The 14,758-nt window shown below is 43.4% G+C and carries 15 protein-coding genes; all 15 read right to left on the reverse strand.

Translation table 11 applies throughout. From position 1 onward, the window contains the following. Positions 1-11 precede the first annotated feature (11 nt). The 15 genes from QJ036_RS06575 to QJ036_RS06640 all read right to left on the reverse strand — a co-directional run bounded on the left by QJ036_RS06575 (position 12) and on the right by QJ036_RS06640 (position 14,727). Positions 12-1,400 carry a glycosyltransferase family 2 protein gene (locus tag QJ036_RS06575; protein ID WP_283230622.1) on the reverse strand — a complete coding sequence of 463 codons (1,389 nt, stop codon included), beginning with the start codon at positions 1,398-1,400 and terminating at the stop codon, positions 12-14. A gap of 4 nt (positions 1,401-1,404) precedes the next feature. Further along, complete coding sequence (locus QJ036_RS06580; RefSeq protein WP_216402210.1) at positions 1,405-1,929, reverse strand: hypothetical protein; 525 nt, start codon at positions 1,927-1,929, stop codon at positions 1,405-1,407. A gap of 1 nt (position 1,930) precedes the next feature. Beyond that, positions 1,931-4,069 (reverse strand): hypothetical protein, encoded by a 2,139-nt coding sequence (locus tag QJ036_RS06585; protein WP_283230623.1) that lies wholly within the window; start codon positions 4,067-4,069, stop codon positions 1,931-1,933. A 15-nt stretch (positions 4,070-4,084) separates the two neighbouring features. After that, positions 4,085-5,455 carry a CotH kinase family protein gene (locus tag QJ036_RS06590; protein WP_283230624.1) on the reverse strand — a complete coding sequence of 457 codons (1,371 nt, stop codon included), beginning with the start codon at positions 5,453-5,455 and terminating at the stop codon, positions 4,085-4,087. Positions 5,456-5,470: 15 nt separating this feature from the next. Beyond that, the gene (locus QJ036_RS06595) at positions 5,471-6,133 is read right to left on the reverse strand and encodes a DUF4956 domain-containing protein (RefSeq protein WP_283230625.1); all 663 of its coding nucleotides are present in this window, start codon (positions 6,131-6,133) and stop codon (positions 5,471-5,473) included. Between the two features lie 13 nt (positions 6,134-6,146). Then, the gene (locus tag QJ036_RS06600; protein ID WP_216402206.1) at positions 6,147-6,836 is read right to left on the reverse strand and encodes a polyphosphate polymerase domain-containing protein; all 690 of its coding nucleotides are present in this window, start codon (positions 6,834-6,836) and stop codon (positions 6,147-6,149) included. Positions 6,837-6,851: 15 nt separating this feature from the next. Further along, the gene (locus QJ036_RS06605) at positions 6,852-7,664 is read right to left on the reverse strand and encodes a glycoside hydrolase family 16 protein (protein ID WP_257357901.1); all 813 of its coding nucleotides are present in this window, start codon (positions 7,662-7,664) and stop codon (positions 6,852-6,854) included. A 271-nt stretch (positions 7,665-7,935) separates the two neighbouring features. Next, entirely contained in the window at positions 7,936-8,550 is a 615-nt protein-coding gene (locus tag QJ036_RS06610) for a recombinase family protein (RefSeq protein WP_257357902.1), read from the reverse strand. 55 nt (positions 8,551-8,605) lie between these two features. Further along, positions 8,606-10,309 (reverse strand): MobQ family relaxase, encoded by a 1,704-nt coding sequence (mobQ, locus tag QJ036_RS06615; protein WP_283230626.1) that lies wholly within the window; start codon positions 10,307-10,309, stop codon positions 8,606-8,608. A 371-nt stretch (positions 10,310-10,680) separates the two neighbouring features. Then, complete coding sequence (locus QJ036_RS06620; protein ID WP_257357906.1) at positions 10,681-10,878, reverse strand: DUF3847 domain-containing protein; 198 nt, start codon at positions 10,876-10,878, stop codon at positions 10,681-10,683. Between the two features lie 158 nt (positions 10,879-11,036). Next, positions 11,037-11,393, reverse strand: coding sequence for a hypothetical protein (locus QJ036_RS06625; protein WP_283230627.1), 357 nt, complete (start codon positions 11,391-11,393; stop codon positions 11,037-11,039). After that, a complete protein-coding gene (locus QJ036_RS06630; protein WP_331487503.1) occupies positions 11,390-12,010 on the reverse strand; it encodes a ParM/StbA family protein in 621 nt (206 codons plus the stop codon). The genes QJ036_RS06625 and QJ036_RS06630 overlap by 4 nt, the downstream gene beginning before the upstream one ends. 59 nt (positions 12,011-12,069) lie before the next feature. Continuing rightward, complete coding sequence (locus QJ036_RS14135; protein ID WP_331487504.1) at positions 12,070-12,327, reverse strand: hypothetical protein; 258 nt, start codon at positions 12,325-12,327, stop codon at positions 12,070-12,072. Between the two features lie 121 nt (positions 12,328-12,448). Beyond that, complete coding sequence (locus QJ036_RS06635) at positions 12,449-14,515, reverse strand: DUF4368 domain-containing protein (protein ID WP_216402199.1); 2,067 nt, start codon at positions 14,513-14,515, stop codon at positions 12,449-12,451. Next, complete coding sequence (locus tag QJ036_RS06640) at positions 14,512-14,727, reverse strand: transposon-encoded TnpW family protein (RefSeq protein WP_216402198.1); 216 nt, start codon at positions 14,725-14,727, stop codon at positions 14,512-14,514. The genes QJ036_RS06635 and QJ036_RS06640 overlap by 4 nt, the downstream gene beginning before the upstream one ends. Positions 14,728-14,758: the final 31 nt, after the last annotated feature.

Genomic DNA, 14,758 nt, shown 5'->3' on the forward strand with positions numbered 1-14,758 from the left:
TCAAAAAGTCTTTACCGGTTCGTTTCAATACGCTGAATATGTTCCCAGCTTTTTCTGTGCCAATAGTTCATAGCTGTCGCTATTATTTTTATTACAATATTGAGCGGATGAAAAAATACTATCTCAAATATAGAAATCAGAAACAAAATCCATCGCTGTTTGCTGTTAATCGGTTCCACTTTATACCAATTAACAGCACTTACAAGAATTGCCTGTATCCATATAACAATCAACGTATATAGGATAGTTGCCTGTATGGTGAATTGAAGATTCAAAATATCCAGTAAATTGGCTGCGATTAAGGTAGCCACCCCAATGATCTCCAAAAACGGTGCAAGAAGTTCATACAAAATGAAAAATGTACCGGATGTGATTCCAGCCCATCCATAATTTTTATTTCCAAGCATATATTTATGAAATTTCATACTTTGCAGCAGCCCGATATGCCAACGCCGCCTTTGATGATAGTAGTCTTTATATGTAAACGGCAGCTGCGTCATGCACTTTGCTTCCGGAGCATATGCGATGTGATATTCTTTTCCCTGTGAAGCACAAAACGCATGGAGACGCATGGTCAGTTCCATGTCCTCTCCAATTGTATTTACTTGGTAGCCACCAACCCGTTTCACTAAATCAGTATCAAACATGGCAAACGCACCGGAGACAATAATATTCGCATTGATATGATCGAACATTATTCTTTGCATATAAAATGTCCGATAATATTCTAATATTTGGAAAACAACCAGTGCTTTCTTCAAAAAAGTAAGTTTTGGATAATTTTTCAAATTTTCACTGCCAACAGCACCTGCACAAACAATGGTTTTGGGATTCATCAAAAAGCAACTCATCATTATGCGGATGGAGCCTCGTTGAACTTTTGTATCAGCGTCCAGCATAACGCAGTATGGGCTATGACAAATATTTAGTCCGCAGTTAAGCGCATCTGATTTTCCACCGTTTTCCTTATGTATAAAAATAAGCGTTTTTTCATCAAATACTTTTCGATATTGACGAAGAATCGGTTTTGCCTTCAATTCAAATTCAGACAAAACAGGTTCTTTTATCAGTCCGAATCTCTTTACTACAAGAGATTCCATGTTATCATTTGAGCCATCATCTACTACAATAATTTCCAGATTCGGATAATCTTCCTCAAATAAAGCTTCGATTGTTTCTGTTATACAAGCCGCCTCGTTGTATGCGGGAATAATAACGCTAACCGGAATCCGTTTGGCAAATGCGGTGGGAAATAGTTCTCGATTAAGCGTTTTATTTTTCTTATATTTTTCAAGGCGATAAATCGAGATACAGAGACTGATTCCCATTTGGAAAAGATAGATTACTGTATATACAAAAAACAAGACAAATAAAACACGTATCATATAAATCAGCATCATCTTTTTATCCCACCTTACACACAGCCTTTACAGGAACTTCTTCGGAAACTTTATTTTCGCTTAGGCCAATTGCTTTTACCCATGCCTGTTCCAGCTTAGATTGCTGACTGCACTTATAGATGAATTGGTTAATTGTATCCGAATGAATTCCCATTTGACATAGGTATTTCAAAATCAAACATCGTGTCTGCACATCCTCTTTTACCAGAGAGTCAATTTTATATTCCATAAGAGACTGCATATATTTTGACATTTTTTGTTGTTTATGCAATGTATATTGCGAACTGAGTTTTATGTAACATTCACAGATATAAGCGAACAGGAAATCGTCCTGTGCTAACCTCATAATGAGGGATGCTTCTGCAGGTTCTTTTTTGGAACGAAAAAGGAAAAAATCACAAATTATTTTTTTCTTTTTCTCTGCCTTTTTTTCTCTGTTCCTATCCAAAAGCAATTTAACACATAAACAAAGTAAACTATATCCACATAGAGTATACAATATAACCATATAAAAATTATGAATCACCATATCAGTCACCTCCAAACGCTTTTTGAAGCAGATAGTATGATTCCTTTAACCGTTCATGAAACTGCGGGGTTTTCCAGCCTTTTAATTTATATGTACCGAAATCAGTCACGCTTTCCTGATTGTCATAGTAGACAGCCGCATAAATCTCCTCGATTTTCAAACCCTTGATATTAAAATCGTTTTTGTGATAATCATCAATTACCATACATTTAGAAGGGTCATAAAAATTCAGAAGCGCCCACGGGATTCTAACCTCTACGATATCACCGTTGATGCAGTAATCTGCGTTGGAATCATAATTCTCACTGTTCGGATTAGCGTTCCCATGCTTTAACATCCCAACCTTTTCAAGAGGCTTTTCATTCAAAAGGAAGTTATTTACACTGCCACTTGCTCTGGAAGCAACATGAAATGTATCGGTATTATTTTTCAACGGCAGCATTAATTCCTCAGCTTTTTTATAAATTTCGTCAACTGCCGCACTTTTGTTTTTGACTGCAATCGAATAAACAGCCAAATCCGAATCGTCATGAACCAATAGCTTACTGCCTTTTTCTGCATTGATTTGAATCAAAAAATCCACCGGGATGGCAAAGTCTAAGTTTTCTGTATAGGTTGTTCCTGCGTTTGGCAGAACATCCAGTGCAAGATTAATAGAATTGCCACTTTTAATATCAGATAACCCCTGCACCATAAAATAAATATATTTTTCATCCGATTTCATACTGAGTTTCGTATCATTATTTTCTAATACAACATCTTCTTTCGACCATTCTGAAATTTTTCCATCCGGATAGTTTTCAACCTTGCCATCTCCCGGCTCAAATGCAAGCAATCCGTAAAACTGCTCTATACTCTGTGCATTACTCCAGCTTGCTCTGCCATCCGGATCGGACAAATTTTTTTCATTCCATGAACGCTTAAACCATTCGTCCTGCCATGTGAATACCATCCCTCCAGCGCAACCCGCTTTCTGAATATCCTCATACATCTTCAGCAAGGCAATACCTTGTTCGGTTTCGTTATTTCCACCCTGCGATAAATTTCTCCACACATCTTTATATGCTGGGCTTCTGGAAGCAGGAACTCCGTATTCGGTGATAATAACCGGACAGGAATGATGATCAACAAGCTCCATCAGATATTTCCGATAGGGATTTCGATTACCTTCGTCATCAATATACTCCGTATATTTTCCATACTGAAGGCTGGCAGGAAAGTAGGGATAGACATTATAAGAAGCGAACATCCCACTCTCCACCTTATCGGAAAGTTGTAGATTTTCAAGGTCAATAAAGGCTTCTGTATTTTCTGTAACTGATGCAACCGATAGTTTGGGGGATACCTCATTTACCAGTGGATCTGTTTCCGGCCAGTTGGCAAAGGAGAGAAGTTTCTGGGTTCCGTAAGTTTCATCTTCATATTTTAAAAGATAATCTCCCCACTGAGAGAAGAAAATCTCGAAGGCATTTGCCTCCTGCCTACTGGATATATAGGTTCCTTGATAAGGCGCAATCCCTTCATTAAAACGACATACATAATCTACAAACATTTCGTCCCATTCCACGCCTAAAACATATCCTAATACATAGTCGGAAACATCATTACTATAGTAATACATTTTTCCTGTGTCTGTATCAAACGTTATATTTTCCCCATGTAATGCATCAACTGTCTTTTTGGTTTCTTGAAAGACTTTGTTTTTCTGCTTCGGATTCAGCAAATTTTCTTCCGAAAACATCAAATCCTCACTAAAATCTACACCTTGAACGAGATAAATTTTATTTTCATGAGTTTCATTATATTGGGCAAAGGCTTTATAAAACCATGGCGATTGTATTTTATAAACCCGGATCGTATTGGCATTCATTTCCCCGATCAGGTTGAACCATCGAGCATAGGTTTCCTCACTGATACCGAATTCATTTGGAAACACTCCCGGATAACCGGTTCCGATATTGACGCCTTTTATCTCAAAATCCGTCCAGCTTCCATCTTGCAGAATTTCTATTTTTTTCTGATTGGTTCTGAATATATTATTTTTTTCACATTTATTTCCATCAAAACAATGAAATATCAAGCATATACAAATAATACACAAAACAGCTGTCATGACGCTGATTGTAAATCCTTTTTTCATGTTCTTCATCTTCGCTTACCTTACAATCGCTATATATTCTTTAAAATGCTCATCCATCCATTTGCCTCTTTCTATAACGAATGTTTGCATCTTTTCTATATCACCATAATAGAGAGAATAATCTCCATCATACCATTTATCACAATTTCTAATCACTGCGCTGCCTAAGTACATACTGCTCTCGTCTATATATTTAAGCAGATATTCTTCCGATAAAACCGTCTTGCGAAGCTCCTTATAGCGTTCACAGCATCGTTTCACAAATTCAGGATTATGAGTAAGATAAAAATAGTAAAATGTAGCACCTGTTTCTATCAGATCAGGAGTAAAATTCATTCCCGTATAGTTATTAAACGCAGCATCGAAGTCCCACACCGGTCCTATAGAAAATTTACCGCCTAAATTTTTATAGAGATAGGTGGAGCGTGTTCCGGCATCATAATTCTGAAAAAATTCATTGATAATATAATAATCTACAAAGCTGTCCAAATCGGTGCGTTGATTCACCTTTTCCCAATTATCGGAATACTCCGCATCGTAAAGTGTTTTTTCAAATTGGAGTATCTCTTTTTGTATATATTGCAATGAGGAATCCGTAATCTTTTCCACATCAGGATATTCCAAATTGGCAGAATACACATCAACATCATCCGGTTTCAGATGATCGATCCTTGCATCATCAATCCGTCTATTCATCTGCACAACAAAAGAGGTTTCCGTATATTTCGGATTGTAGGGTGTCAAGTCCAATCGTTCTTTCGAAACCTTTGGTTTTTCTATCATGGTATACAGCCCCTGATATTCCAACTCACCGTCTGCATTTGTCAGAAACACCTCGCAAAGTCGGCATTGAGGTGCATAATCCATAATTTCAGAAGAAATATTATACATCATGTAGTTGCGAATTTGGGAATAGTCTATATAGCTTCCGTTTAGTACCCAAGTGGTTTCTGCCGGCATACCGAAAAAAGCTGTTTCCTGCGGAATGCCGGCATCATCTACCGTTCGGATTGCATATTGTTTTTTGGGAAAATAACGTGAAGAATTTCCACGAACGTTAATCGCCATTCTGCCGGTTTGGGTTGGGGCATCGTCTGAACGGTTTAAGTGATTGTTATTGTCAATCACAGCAAATTCACAGTATAATTCCTGATCGGTAGGCCTATCTGCACCCGGAATCACATTGCCGCCCGCTTTTAAAACAATCAGCGGCAGATGGGAAGTCAGAACACCGTTCTCATCAAAACCGGTGATTTCTTTATTTTCCGCTGGATAACTTTGATGCTGATGAACAACAGAGGTATCTACTTTAGGATAAAGGGGCAGGAGCGCAACTATCACACATAAAGTAAGCACCACACCAAGCATAAGCCATTTTCTTCTCATAACAGAATCGCTCCCTTATACACTTGCTTTATCTTCCTGTAAAACAAAGTTTGCACACTCAATTTTTTTGCAAGCATACAATTCTTTGAGAAAATCATCTGTTTTGGTCTTTTCAAATTGTTTCAATTCATAGATAAATTCTGCATATTCACTGGTTGTATTTTGAACTGAGATTCGGCTGTTTTTGAAATAGCGGTAGGTAACCGATTTCACATATTCCATTGCATCAACTTCACAGCGAATAATTAAAATATATCTTCTTTCCTCTTTGACAGCTTTTGCAAGAATAAAGAATAAAAAGAGAACCACCGTGCTGGCAATCGCAATCACATACTGTGCAACTCCGCAGCAGATGCCAACCATAATACTCCAAAAGATGAACATGGCATCACGTGGGTCTTTGATAGCTGTACGAAAACGAATGATTGACAACGCACCAACCATACCCAAAGATAAAGCAATATTATTCGTGATAACTGCCATAATCGCTGTAGTGATGATCGCCATAGCAACCAGTGAAAGGTTAAAGTTACTGTTATAGGAAACCTTGCTTGATGTAAAATAGTATGCAATATAGATAGTAGCCCCAATCAAAAGTGCCATAAAAAGCTTAATGGCAACATCAAAAAAAGACACAGTACTTCCCGCCAAAAGATTTTCAATAATAAATTCCTTCATTTCTACTCTCTCCCTATATCATGTATTTATAAAACATTCTTCCGTTAGAATATTTACTGAAAGATGTGGTGGATTTTTTTACTCCGGCTAACGCCTCTTTTATATATCCAAAAAGGAAGTTATTATATTTTACTTCCATAATCGTCTGATCTGACGAAAGAATTGGATAAGTCAGCAGTTTCTCTTGAAACAAATCAAAATTGCTCTCAGTGGCTCGTATATCGGTGTCAAATGTAATCCTCGTATGATTACCGGCAGCACAGTAGGACACTCTTTTGTATTGTATAATCACTTTCGGTGCCATCCCCTGAGAAAGTTTTATGTAAAAATACATGGCCAGCGGATCATTACTTTGCAAAAGGACGTTGTAATTTCCGACACATAAATTTTCCAATGTGTTTCGATCGATCAACATACTGTCTTTTGTTTGTAATTCTCCATTCTTCCTTTTGCTTTCCAACTTTATGATACGGTCATTCGTTCCGTAAATCCTTGCCCGAATTTTTTCATGCTCTTGCAAGCCTTCTTCTTTTTCAGCGCAAGCTCGATCAGAAAAGGTATCAAAATAAAGCGATCGGATCTCATAGCCGTCCGCCGAAACACAGTAGGGGTCTTTCGGCATAACTGCGCCAATGCTCTTTTGTGCAAGAACACGTTCCTGACTGTTTAATATAAATTTTTGCTCGGTTCTTTTTACCTGCATAGTATCATTCTTTCCTTATCTCGAATAGATTTCCTGCGGCTCAAACTCCAGAATTTTCACCTCAAACATCGCCGGGAACTCAGTATAAGCGTCCGGACTTCCCGGCCAATCTCCTCCTACCGCAAGATTAAAAATAAAATACATCGGTTCATCTGGAACATTCTCCCGAATCGTATAGACTACTTCATCTTCCAGATACCAGATCATTTCTTCCGGCGTCCATTCAAATGTAATACGGTATGTTTCCGGTATTTTATCAACTGGAAAGGTATGTCTAAAAAAATCTCTTGATTTTTCACTTTCCTCCATGTAATGTAGCACTCCATAAAATATGTTGGGTTCATTCCCAATCAGTTCATAAATATCTACTTCCGGATAATCGGAATTGGTATCGGATGGCAACATCCAAATTGCAGGAAACAATCCTACGCCTTTCATAGTATTGATACAAAAAGAAAATCTTCCGTAACGAAAAGCAGATACGGATTCTGCTTTTCCGGAGAGATATACCTCTCCCATTTTATCAGCAGTCATGCGAATATGCGTCTCGTCAATTTGTACCTGTGAAGAAATATACTGCTGAATCTCATTATTGGGTGATTTTAAAGCATCAACGGCAACAAACATCGCATCGTCTTCCGAGGTTTCCACAGCATCTGTAGAAACCTCAGAAAATTCTGTGTTGGACGGCTGTTCCATTTCAACTGTTTCTGCATTTTCATCCATCACAATGACATCTTCATCCTCTAAATGGGATAAACTGGTTCCAATTAAGCAACCGGCAATCACGATAAATAAAACTCCGAATATTAAAACTATTTTGTTCATCCTTATCCTCCTTTTGAAGAGCAAGAAATATTGATATGGCGGTGCATAATAGTCTGTAACAATAATCAAAAGGTGTACCTTCTGATAGCCGCAAATTCGTATAAAAACCCTTATACATTATACTCGAAAAGTATGAATAAATCAAGAATTTCGCTGAAATTATTGAAAATTGTTCGATCTTCAATACAAATTATAACCTCTCTGTTTCACTATGTATTTTGGGGAGAGGTTTGTCAAAAGGTACACCTTCTGATAGCCGCAAGTCGTTAAATCACACTTTTTTCTTGGCTTGCAGTAGTCTGTATTCCCGCAATCTACGGTAAAAAGTAGCTTCGCTCATATTGCATTGCTTCAAAACCTCTGCCAGCGACAGCTTCTTTTGCTCCCATGCTTTCACGATTTTTCCAAAATCGTCGGGTACAGCCTTTTCGGGTCTGCCGAATTTGATGCCTTTTGCCTTCGCTGCAGCGATCCCTTCGGCTTGCCGCTTCTTGATATTCTCACGCTCACTTTGTGCCACAAAGGACAGAATTTGCAGTACAAGGTCTGCAATAAAAGTTCCCATCAGGTCTTTACCGTTGCGGGTGTCCAGCAGCGGCATATCCAGCACGCAAATGTCGATACCGATTTCTTTGGTCAGTACACGCCATTGCTTCTGGATTTCTTCATAGTTTCGCCCCAAGCGGTCAATGCTGAGAATATAAAGCAGATCCCCGGCTTTCAGTTTCCGTACCAGCTTTTTGTAATTTGGACGGTCAAAGTCCTTGCCAGACTGCTTATCCATAAAAATATTCTTTTCGGGTACATCTACTTCCCGCAGAGCGACCATCTGGCGATCCTCGTTCTGGTCTGTGCTGGATACCCGTACATATCCGTAAATATTCATAGTGTTTATCCCTCCATTCAATCAAAATACAAGTAAAAAGAACAGGAACGGCACATTACCGTTCCTGTTCGTGGCGTTTGGGTTTCTTATGCTGCTGTGTCTGCTGTGCTTTCTGTTTCTGCCGCAAAAACTCTCGAACAGACCGTGTCTCCGCTTCCTCATGGAGCAGATTTGCCACATCACGCTTGCTGTCGTGCATCATCATCGGATCGTATTTCTCACCGTAGACAGATTTTACTCGATCAACGGCAGATCGTTCCTTTTCATCACGAACGGCAAGCCGTGCGTCCATCAGCTCGGCGGCATCCATACCGGCGGCTTGCTCTTTCAGCTCGGCGTACTGCTTCAAGGCTTCATCAAGCTCGGCAGAATATTTCGCCTCCTGCTCAGACAGCTTCTGTAGCGCACCCTCCAATGTGGCGATTTCTTTCTTCACCGCAGAAATGCCCGCATCGTCGGCACAGTCCAAAGAGCGAAGCACCATTTCCTTTTCGGTTTTCAGTTCCTCCAATTCCTCGGTCAGCTCGGTAATGCGGCGGGTAAGGTCATGCAGCTTGGGTATCTGATAGAACGGCGTTTCCTTTTTCTCCGCAAGCAGAGCTTTCCGTTCCTTGGATTTCTCCTTGATCTGCTGCACCAATCCCGCATAGCGTTCAAGCTCCGGCTTGACTGCCTTGACACGCTTGCCCATGTTGTGTTTGCCTACACCTATATGACGGAGCTGATAACTGAAAATCAGCATACTGCTGCGTATCTTTTCCATTGCCTCCGCTATGGCAGGAACGGTATTCTTCACCGCCTGCATCAGCTTCTTAACCGTTGCTTTCAGCTCTCGCAGCAGAGCATTGTCTGCCTTGATCTGACGGTTGATTTCACAGCGTTCAGAGATGATGCCCTTTTTCTCCAATGCACGGGCAACTACACCCTCGTGAATGGTGGGCTGCTCGGTCAAGCCCCGATCTGCATGGCTGCGGTGGTCGATGCGCTCATCGTGTCCGTATCGCTCCAAATAGCGGTTGGTCACATCTGCCCACGCCTTGCGCCATTCCATAAGCTGTTCCTCACTGTTCCAACGCTCGGCAATGGGATTCTGCCTGCCGAACTTGGTGCTTTTCGGGTGCTTGTTGGCTCGTTCGTATCCGTGCTTCTCCGCTTCAGATGGCGGCATATACACTTTCTTGCGCCCGACCTTGTAAGGATATTGTTTCTCCCATCCGTCAGCCTGTACCGCCTTGAACTCAGCGGCGGTAAAGCCCCGTTCCTCACCGTTTCTGATACAGAGATATTCTTTCTCGGTCTTGTACTGCCAGTTTCCTTGTTCATCCAACGGGCGAACCGTCAGCATAATATGAGCGTGAGGATTATGACCGGGCGGGTACGGATCGTGGATCGCCACATCAGCGCACATTCCTTCGGCAACAAAACTGTTCTGGATAAAATCGGTTAGAAGATCCTGCCATTGTGCCGGTGTCAGTTCAATGGGCAGAGCAGGAACGAACTCACGGGCAAGGCGACTGTCCTTGGTCTTTTCGTTTTCCTCCACGGCGTTCCAAAGTACACCTCGGTCTTTCCATTCGGGTGGCGCAAACTCCGGCAGAAACACATCCTGCCACACAAGCCCTTTCTTTCGTGTAAAGTCGTGCCGTACCCCGTCATAGTCGTTAAGAATATTGGTACAGCTCAGATAAGCGGAAGCGGCAACCGCAGAGCGTCCCGTACCTCTGCTGACCACTTTCGCTTCCAAGTGGTAGATCGCCATTCGTTCTCACCGTCCTTTTGCAAAGTTTCTGTTTCTCTTTTCAAAGAGAAAATGACTATCACTAATGCTGATAGTCATTACCGCTGACAAAGCTGCCAGTGGCAGGTTTGTGCGGGCAGTTGGTGGAATACCGTCGGTTGAAGCGACGGTATTAAGGGATGCAATCACTGTGCACCGACTGCGTGGACTATGACAGCAGCACCGCCGTGATGTGGCATTGTCCATAAGGCTCCCGCAGGAGCCGCATCCGCCTCGCAGAGCGCACGGTTGCCGCAGGCAATACCACCGCCCCTTCGGGGTGGTGAGTAAGTGCGCCCTTCGGGATAAAAGAAACGGGACGCCCGGTTGCCCGAACGCCCCTCGTCCCAAGTTTATCGTCTTAATCTGCATAAAAAGTCCTCCACATCGTCAAGGCTCATGGAAGCAACGCTCGGAAAGACCTTTTCAAGTATCGCTCCCTCCTGGATCAGCCGTCGTGTCCTTACTTTTCGCTCCTTATTACGATCACGCATCTCGGCTTCTTCCAATCTGTGCTTGGCCTGTAATAACTTTTTCTCGTTCTCGGTCATAAAAATTCCTCCTGTGGTAGTAAAAGTAGGGTTATTCGATAGCAGTGTAATACCAGATGTCCGTCTGTTTGGTATCACGCTTTTTCTGGAAATCGTTGTAGTAGCAAACATGCCCCCGTTTGGTATCGCAGTAATACCAAACGAGGGCATTTGTAGTATCAGAAGCTGTCAGCGAAGTCCAATGCCGCTGAAATGTTCTCGTCATCCTCAGTAGACAGAACTTCAACGGCGGCAGGCGGCGTGGACGGAAACATACTGACGGGTGCAAACCGCAAGCCCTGCTCAATGGCTTCCATCACACGCCGAAGAAAAGCATCCTCCTTTGCACGGGTTTCCAGATACGGATCGCTTTCAAGCCGTGCCTGGCGTTCAAAATGGTCATTGACTGCGGTAACAATCGCCTTGCTGTAAGACCGATATTGCTTTTTATCCATTCGCTGTAAATGTTCGTAGGCTCGGCGGTCATCCTCGTCTGCAAGGTTTAAGCGCAGGGTGGTCGTGAAGATCTGCTTCATACGATGCCGCCTTTTCTGCTCTGCTTCTGCTCAGCAAGCAGTTCATAGCCCTTTGCAGTAGCGCAAATATCATCGTTGATAATCACACGATCTTTGTCATAGCTGCCGAAGTTTTTGAGAATACAGCTTCCACCGCCTACCACATACAGGCGCATCAGTTCGGGATCGTATTCATGCTCACGCAATCTGCGGAAAATGCCCTCCGCATATTCGGTTGCAGTATCACGGATGGCGGTCAGATAACGCTGGCTGATGTCTGCTGTACCGTGACGGATGACACGCTCAAGGACGGTTTCATCTACCGATACACCAAACTGCTTCATCAGATTTTCACGAACCGCAAGCATACACTGATTGGTGCCGTACTTTTCGGTGAAGCACTTTTTCGCAAGAGGGCGGCACTCGTTGATATACATGACGTTCATTGTGCCGTTGCCAATATCGCAGAGCATATTGATACCCTTGAACTCACGGAGCTTGTCTGCAACCGCAGAAAAGCCCTGTGGGAAAATATCTGCTCCGACAAAATCAACATGATAGTCAACACCCTTAAAAGTGAAGTCGGCGCTGTCGTTCTGCAAAAGATACGCCTTGAAGCTGTCCTTTTGCTCGCTCACCCAGGTCAAAGGAAGTCCAGCCGCAAGGTGGACACGGGCGGAGGTCAGTTTGCGGATATTCAGCCACGGGCAACGGCGGCAAGAGTGAGAATATAGTAGTCGCTGTCTGCCATTTTGTCGGAGATAAATTCCTTGTGTTCCTCGCCGATGAGATAGTATCTGCCCTCATAGACGAGTAGATTGCCCTTGAAGGTCGGCTCTTTGTCATAGGCGGCAACGCCCGTTTTGAAGCAGCAATGGGCGGTCTTGATGTTACCGTAGCCGTGGTCGATACCGATGATGATGGGATTGGTGTTGTAGTTGTTCGTAAAATTCATAGAGTTTCCTTCCTGCCGCTTTGCGGCGATACAAAAAATTTGATAGTTTTGGTGTTGGGCAAAATGTCCACCTGAAAATGAAAGAAGCGGATCGACATACATCAATCCGCTTCAAATATCGTTATGCTGTTTTCTGTTCTTTCTCCGGCAATGCCGGTTCCTGCTTTGATTCCCGCAAGGCTTTCTTCCGTTCGCCCTGCCGCTTGATCTGTGCCGCATACCGGCAATCATCAGAGCAGTATTTAACGCTGTTTCGTGTCGTAGTAAAAACCTTGCCGCAGTGTTCGCAGGTGATTTCACGGCTTCGTTCCTTTGCCGCTTCCTGCCGGTAATACTTCGCTCGGCAATTCACATCGCAGAACAGCTTTGCCGTTGACCTCGCTTCAAAGGTCTTGCCGCAGCACTTGCAGGTCTGCGTGATGGGAACGCCTACGGTGCGTTCGCCGGATTTCAGCTTTTGGTAGCGTTCACGGCTGCGGGCACGTTCTTTCCTCAAAAACTCCTGCCGCTTGATTTCTTCCTCGGTCAACTCCGGTGCGGGAAGCTCAAAATGCCCGATGAACTTCAGATAAATTTCAACCTCCTGCACTCTGTCACCGTCTACCTTTTCGGGAGCGTGGACAATGATTTTATCGATAAACTCGTTTATCATTGGTGTGGTCAGCTCGGAAAAGTCGGTGTATTTCCTCGCAAGCTCCATAAACTGCTCCACACGAGCGGTATCTTCCTCAAAAGAGGATACCCGCTGTTCGGCTTCTTCCACGGATGCCTGCAAGTTTTTCTGCTCGGCTTCATATTCGGCAAGCAGGGTATCAAAGCGTTCATCGGTAATGCGCCCGATAGCAAAGGATTCATAGAGCTTTTTAATGATATTGTCAAGCTCGGCAATACGCTTCTTGTCCTTGTTCAGCCTACGCCTGGTTTCCTTTGCTGCTTCTTTCTGTTTGATCTGAGAAGCGGAGCGCACCTTTTCCATAAACTCGTCTTGATTGGAAATGGCATAGGTGCTGACGGTGCGGATGGTGTTCAAGATCAGCTCTCGGAGTGCTTTTGTGGAAATATGGTGATTACGGCAGGCGGCAGAGCGTTTCTGACCCGCCAATTTATAGGTGGAACACTCATAGGCATCGGATGGATAAGGCTTGGTGTCGGAACCTCTTGTGCGCTGATTATACATCTTTGCCCCACAGTCTGCACAGAACAGAAGTCCCGTCAGGGGATTGGCTTCGCCTATCGTGTCGTGGCGTCTCGGTGTCTTTCGGAGCTTCTGTGCAAGCTCCCACGTTTCCTTATCCACGATAGCTTCGTGGGTGTTCTCAAAGACAAGCCATTCCTCTTTGGGATTCATCACAGGGCTTTTGTCCTTGTAGGACTGCTTGTGAGAACGGAAGTTGACCGTATGCCCCATATACTCCGGCTTTGCAAGGATGTTCCCGACGATATAGCCACTCCAGTTATAGGGATTGGGAAATTCCTCTTTGCTTTTCCAAACGCCCCGGCCTTGCCTTGCGGCATAGACCGCAGGGGTTTCGATCTTGTCATCAAATAGGATGCGGGCAATGTCATACGGACCTTTGCCCTCGATGGTCAACCGGAAGATGCGGCGGACAACCTCTGCCGCTTCCTCATCAATCAGCCAGTGATACTTGTCCTCCGGGTCTTTCTTGTAGCCGTAGATGGCGCAGTTGGTGGTGGGCTTGCCCGATTCGCCCTTGACACGAATGGCGGTGCGCTGCTTGCGGCTTAAATCTCGCAAGTACCATTCGTTCATAATATTCAAAAAAGGAGCAAATTCGTTGCTGTTCTGATCGTCGCTGTCCACGCTGTTGGCAATCGCCACAAAGTGTACATTGTGCTGACGAAAGAACACCTCCGTGTAAAAGCCTGTTTGCAGATAGTCACGGCCCGCCCTGCTCATGTCCTTGACTATAACATGGGCAACCTTGCCTGCTTCAATGTCTGCAATGAGCTGTTTCCACGCAGGACGCTCAAAATTTCCTCCACTCCAACCGTCATCCGTATAGTGCTGACAGTTTGTATAACCTCTCTGCTGGGCATAGCTTTCGAGGTATTTTTTCTGATTGACAATGCTGTTGCTATCGCCAACCTGGTCATCGTCACGGGAAAGTCTCTCGTACAATGCCGTAATTTTATTGGGATCCTGTCCCACAGTCTGTTTCACGCTCATGATGCGCTCCTTTCAGACTGTCGACTCATTTGTGGTGCGTCCATTATATCATACTTTTCGCAGCTTGTGTGAACTTCATTGCGAATAATTCGTAAAATTTTATCCTCCATCGTTTCCGTACCGCTTTCGTTAAACACGACCTTGACTTTATAGGTTGTGCCACCGATGCGGTGGGTGGTATAAGCAAAATTCTTGCTTTCGTTTTTTACCATAGGCAAATCTCCTCCATAGATTGAATAATTC

It is taken from the genome of Fusibacillus kribbianus (genome assembly GCF_030053595.1).
In the GTDB taxonomy this organism is placed as follows: Bacteria; Bacillota; Clostridia; order Lachnospirales; family Lachnospiraceae; genus Lientehia; species Lientehia kribbiana.

What these genes read in the sequence shown, in the direction of transcription:
- QJ036_RS06575 (WP_283230622.1), bottom strand. Translation starts at nt 1,400, where the DNA reads ATGATGCTGATTTATATGATACGTGTTTTATTTGTCTTGTTTTTTGTA.
- QJ036_RS06600 (WP_216402206.1), bottom strand. Translation starts at nt 6,836, where the DNA reads ATGCAGGTAAAAAGAACCGAGCAAAAATTTATATTAAACAGTCAGGAA.
- QJ036_RS06580 (WP_216402210.1), bottom strand. Translation starts at nt 1,929, where the DNA reads ATGGTGATTCATAATTTTTATATGGTTATATTGTATACTCTATGTGGA.
- QJ036_RS06635 (WP_216402199.1), bottom strand. Translation starts at nt 14,515, where the DNA reads ATGAGCGTGAAACAGACTGTGGGACAGGATCCCAATAAAATTACGGCA.
- QJ036_RS06625 (WP_283230627.1), bottom strand. Translation starts at nt 11,393, where the DNA reads ATGAAGCAGATCTTCACGACCACCCTGCGCTTAAACCTTGCAGACGAG.
- QJ036_RS06610 (WP_257357902.1), bottom strand. Translation starts at nt 8,550, where the DNA reads ATGAATATTTACGGATATGTACGGGTATCCAGCACAGACCAGAACGAG.
- mobQ (WP_283230626.1), bottom strand. Translation starts at nt 10,309, where the DNA reads ATGGCGATCTACCACTTGGAAGCGAAAGTGGTCAGCAGAGGTACGGGA.
- QJ036_RS06640 (WP_216402198.1), bottom strand. Translation starts at nt 14,727, where the DNA reads ATGGTAAAAAACGAAAGCAAGAATTTTGCTTATACCACCCACCGCATC.
- QJ036_RS06595 (WP_283230625.1), bottom strand. Translation starts at nt 6,133, where the DNA reads ATGAAGGAATTTATTATTGAAAATCTTTTGGCGGGAAGTACTGTGTCT.
- QJ036_RS14135 (WP_331487504.1), bottom strand. Translation starts at nt 12,327, where the DNA reads ATGAATTTTACGAACAACTACAACACCAATCCCATCATCATCGGTATC.
- QJ036_RS06605 (WP_257357901.1), bottom strand. Translation starts at nt 7,664, where the DNA reads ATGAACAAAATAGTTTTAATATTCGGAGTTTTATTTATCGTGATTGCC.
- QJ036_RS06590 (WP_283230624.1), bottom strand. Translation starts at nt 5,455, where the DNA reads ATGAGAAGAAAATGGCTTATGCTTGGTGTGGTGCTTACTTTATGTGTG.
- QJ036_RS06585 (WP_283230623.1), bottom strand. Translation starts at nt 4,069, where the DNA reads ATGAAAAAAGGATTTACAATCAGCGTCATGACAGCTGTTTTGTGTATT.
- QJ036_RS06620 (WP_257357906.1), bottom strand. Translation starts at nt 10,878, where the DNA reads ATGACCGAGAACGAGAAAAAGTTATTACAGGCCAAGCACAGATTGGAA.